Below are 3,861 nucleotides of genomic sequence, written 5' to 3' on the forward strand. Positions count from 1 at the left end.
ACCGCATCGGATTTGCAATAGGGATCGTGGTCCCGGCGTCGCGCAACAATTGCGAGTTGGGGTAATGGGTCCTGGCTTTCGCCAGGACGACGGCGGTGGATGGTCCAACAACCGGTGTCATCACCCGCGTAGGTGTTCAGCCCGGGGACATGACCGACGGGTGTTCGGGGACATAGCCGACACATCATAGTGCATGGATTTGGCAATTCGGTGGGCCACAGCGCTGCGTTCTCGCGACATGATCTGTCGAGCTTTGCTCTCCCCGGCATTTCCCGGGCGGCGCCCCAGACACAATCAGCAATAAATTGTTCCGCGTAAGCTGCCTGTAAGCAAGCGGGCGATATCTTCATCTTGCGCGCTTGAGCGCCGATTCTGCCCTGAAACTTCGCAGCAGCACAGGCTGGTCGCCTCGACCACCGGCAAGAGTTAGCTCGTGAACACGACACGCCCCACACCGCCAGAGCTCGCCCAGAACGCCCGCCAGCATGCGGCAGCGATACCTCCGCAGCTCGCCGAGACGATGGCCGAGAATGCTCGCCTCAAGACGATCGCCATTACCGTGATGCTCGAGATTGCAGCGCTCCGGGAACGGTTGCCGCCGGCAGCCGGCGAGTAAGCGCGCCGGGATATCAGGCTGGAGGCCAGCCGGCCGATGGTCCTTGCGCCTCGCTGCCGGACTCGCCCGATGCCGGCCGCGCAACGGGCGCGGCCCGCTTCGTGCCCTCGCCGCCTCAATAGATGCGGACGTGGTTGGCCTCGAACGTGACCGGAAAATTGTTGCTGTTCTTCAGGGTCAGGATCAGCACGACGCCGACACCGCCGCGGTAGTCCCAGTACACGGCCCGGTCGGTTTCGTGCAGGGGCTCCATCGGGGTTCGGCTCTTCTCGAAATGCGGTGCGATCGACACGTCGAAAAACTCGTTGGGCGCCTTCGAATCCTTTCCCCACCAGAACGTGAACGGCTGGGTCGAATTGGCGGCGATCGTATAGGTGCCTTGCTTGTGGTCGATGTTGGCCATGATGTCGGGGTCCTTCGTTTTCCATTCGTCGCTCCAATGCGACACCCCAACCATGATGCGCCGCGCGCGCACACGCCGTGAGCTATATCACTCTGCTTTGCAACTCCTGCAATCGCGTCGGAGAGATGCCCGGGCTTGCCCCATCGCCTGTGTCCTGGTCCCAGGCAGGCATGCCGATATCAGGAAGCGGCCCCAACAAACATGTAATCGCTGATGCCAAGATGGTTCGGAAGGTACAACGTGTTTGTCCCCGAGTACGAGTCGATCCATGGCAGCTTTTGACGAATGTCGGTCACAACTGGATCGGTCGTCATTTCCACTGACGCTCCGGCAAACCGCACGGATGGACCAAGCACGGACGGTATGTCGTCTACGAGAATCGTCCTTGCAGTGGTTGGATCTCGCGGATTTGAGAACCACAAAATGCGTGGGAGATTGTCGAGGGCAAGTTCGCGTTTGCCACGCAAATTGGCCAGTTTGGATAACCCCTCGATTGAATCATCGACGCCAAATCCGCGGGGAACAAGCCACAATGCGTTCCAACCCGCATTGCTATAATGCGCCCCCCAATCCTCGGCTGTCAGCGTCGCCACCATGACGCCATGCTCTTCAAGATCAACCAGCGCTGCCTGGCCGCGCAGTTCGGAGGAGAATGAGACGAGCGCTGGCAGAAGATGCGCGTACCAGGTCACCTCGACCACACTCGAGCCGGAATGGAGTTTGCCGTCCGCCTCGATATTGACCGTCAGGCGGTAGCGATAGGTGTAGGTCGGATAGAAGAATTTGTAGGTCGCGAAAGCCGCGACGAGCACCATCAGCGTGACAAGCAGAATGCGTTTCATGAAGCGCAACTTAAGCGTTTATCCGGCACAATGTGCACGATCATGGCCATTGCGTTAACGGCGCCTTGCTTGTCATGCCCGACCTCCGCCTTGGCCCATGGCTGACAGTCACCCTCACCAACGCACCGCCCTTGATGAAAATTTGAATCGTGCCCGACATTGGCCATTTGCCATGTTCAGGCGCGCACGCATTCGCGACGCAACCATTCCGCTCAAGCTTCGGTTTTTGCTCCGGTTAGACGCAACACGGAGGCAAACCACATGAGCGACCCGAATGCGTATGCTGATCAGTATCAGGCCATGGGACAGGGCACTGCTCCCGGCAGCGCTTCTGGATCAAGCAGCTCCGGATCATCGGGACAATCGGCGGGTGGCGGCGGCGCGGATGCCGGAAGCGGCGGCTCTTCGTCGGGCGGCATGACGGGATCATCGGGTTCCGGCGCGTCCGGTAGCGGCACCGGCAGCTCCGGCGGCGGCGGCTCCGCTGGCGGCGCGGGTGGCGGCACTTCGGGAGGCGGTAGCTCAGGCGGCGGCGGCACCGGCGGTGGTGGAACGGATGGCGGCGCTTCAGCCGGTAGCGGCTCAGGCAGCGGCGGCACCTCGTCAGGCGGCGGCACATCCACCGGCGGAGGCTCCGGAAGCGGTGGATCGCCAGGCCTCGGCAACGGCCTCATGCTCGCCGGACAGGACGGGTTGCTCCAGCCGGTGCTGAATCCGGTCAATGCGGCCGCGACCAACGCCGGCGGTCTTCTCACTTCAATTGGCCACCAGGCCGGACTGGACGGCACGGTCCACGACGTCACCGGCCTCGCCGGCACGGTCGGGCTCGGACAGCTCGGTGCCGCGCCGGCTGCGGATAGACACTCAAATCTCCTGACCGACGCGCTCAACGCGCCAGGCGAAGTCCTGGCAGGTCACACGTCCGACGCCGTGTCCAATCTCGGCACCGATCTCACCGATACCGTGAATGCGATCGGCGCTATCCCGGCCGGTCTCGGCCCGAACAGCGGCCTCGCGCTCGCCGGACAGAACGGACTACTGCAACCCGTGCTGAACGCGGTGAACGGCGCAGCCTCCGACGCCAGCGGTCTGCTCACCACGATCGGGCATGAGGCGGGCCTCGACAATGCGGTTCACGGCGTCACCAATCTTGCCGGTACGATCGGACTCGGGCAACTCGGCGCCACGCCCACTGCCGACGGGCACTCCAATCTCCTGACCGACGTGCTCAACACGCCGGGCGAGGTCCTCGCCGGTCACACGTCCGATGCCGTGACGCATCTCGGCGCGGATCTTACCGATACTGCGCATGCGCTCGATGCCGTGCCGACGAATCTGTTGACCGGCGTCGTCAGCGGAAAGGACGACCCGACCAATCCCGTCGACAATCTGATCCACGATCTCGGCCACGACCTGCAAAGCCTGCCGCTGGTGACCGCCAATGGCGGCAACAATGCCGGCGATGGCGGATTGCTGGGCGGCATCGTCGCAGCCTCAGCAATCCGAACAGCGGCCACCTTGTTACGGTGGACGTCGGTCCGACGCAGCCGAACGGAACACCGATCGATATCCTGGCTGCGCCGACCTCGGGCGACCATCACACGGTCGAGGTCAACGCCGTCGATGTCGGGCCGAACGGACCGCACCTGCTCGATCTCGGCGCGCTGACCGGCAGCAATAGCCCGCTCAGCATTCCATCGCTCGGCGGCACCGGAACGGACGGGCTGGTCGGCGATCTGCTCGGCGGCCTCGACCTCAGCCATGCGCTGGCCGGCAACATCGCCTCAGGCAATACGGCGAGCGCGCCTGTCGATGTCGATAGTGTGGTCCATGATCTGATCCCGATCACCGGCGATCACGGCATCCTCAACAGTCATGGCGCGCATATCCTGTAAGCGCGCTGAGATCGGCGATGGCGCTCTGCTCCCTCTCCCCGCTCTTACGGGGAGAGGGTTGGGGTGAGGGGCTTTCGCCGCATATACTGTTATAGTTTCGATGCG

4 protein-coding genes are annotated in these 3,861 nt (G+C 63.0%); 2 read left to right on the forward strand and 2 right to left on the reverse strand.

Annotated features, from left to right (window positions below; genetic code table 11):
• The first annotated feature begins 433 nt into the window (after positions 1 to 433).
• The gene (locus tag AKN84_RS47070; RefSeq protein ID WP_128971724.1) at positions 434 to 616 is read left to right on the forward strand and encodes a hypothetical protein; all 183 of its coding nucleotides are present in this window, start codon (positions 434 to 436) and stop codon (positions 614 to 616) included.
• Between the two features lie 115 nt (positions 617 to 731).
• Here the strand turns inward: AKN84_RS47070 and AKN84_RS44050 are convergent, their stop codons facing one another.
• Positions 732 to 1,019 (reverse strand): hypothetical protein, encoded by a 288-nt coding sequence (locus tag AKN84_RS44050; protein WP_050426567.1) that lies wholly within the window; start codon positions 1,017 to 1,019, stop codon positions 732 to 734.
• Positions 1,020 to 1,198: 179 nt separating this feature from the next.
• Positions 1,199 to 1,861 carry a hypothetical protein gene (locus tag AKN84_RS44055; RefSeq protein WP_050426565.1) on the reverse strand — a complete coding sequence of 221 codons (663 nt, stop codon included), beginning with the start codon at positions 1,859 to 1,861 and terminating at the stop codon, positions 1,199 to 1,201.
• Positions 1,862 to 2,122: 261 nt separating this feature from the next.
• On the opposite strand from AKN84_RS44055, the gene AKN84_RS44060 reads away from it, so the two are divergent.
• Positions 2,123 to 3,529 carry a hypothetical protein gene (locus AKN84_RS44060; protein WP_128971725.1) on the forward strand — a complete coding sequence of 469 codons (1,407 nt, stop codon included), beginning with the start codon at positions 2,123 to 2,125 and terminating at the stop codon, positions 3,527 to 3,529.
• Positions 3,530 to 3,861: the final 332 nt, after the last annotated feature.

Source organism: Bradyrhizobium tropiciagri, assembly GCF_001189845.1.
Taxonomy (GTDB): domain Bacteria; phylum Pseudomonadota; class Alphaproteobacteria; order Rhizobiales; family Xanthobacteraceae; genus Bradyrhizobium; species Bradyrhizobium tropiciagri.

What these genes read in the sequence shown, in the direction of transcription:
- AKN84_RS44050 (WP_050426567.1), bottom strand. Translation starts at nt 1,019, where the DNA reads ATGGCCAACATCGACCACAAGCAAGGCACCTATACGATCGCCGCCAAT.
- AKN84_RS44055 (WP_050426565.1), bottom strand. Translation starts at nt 1,861, where the DNA reads ATGAAACGCATTCTGCTTGTCACGCTGATGGTGCTCGTCGCGGCTTTC.
- AKN84_RS44060 (WP_128971725.1), top strand. Translation starts at nt 2,123, where the DNA reads ATGAGCGACCCGAATGCGTATGCTGATCAGTATCAGGCCATGGGACAG.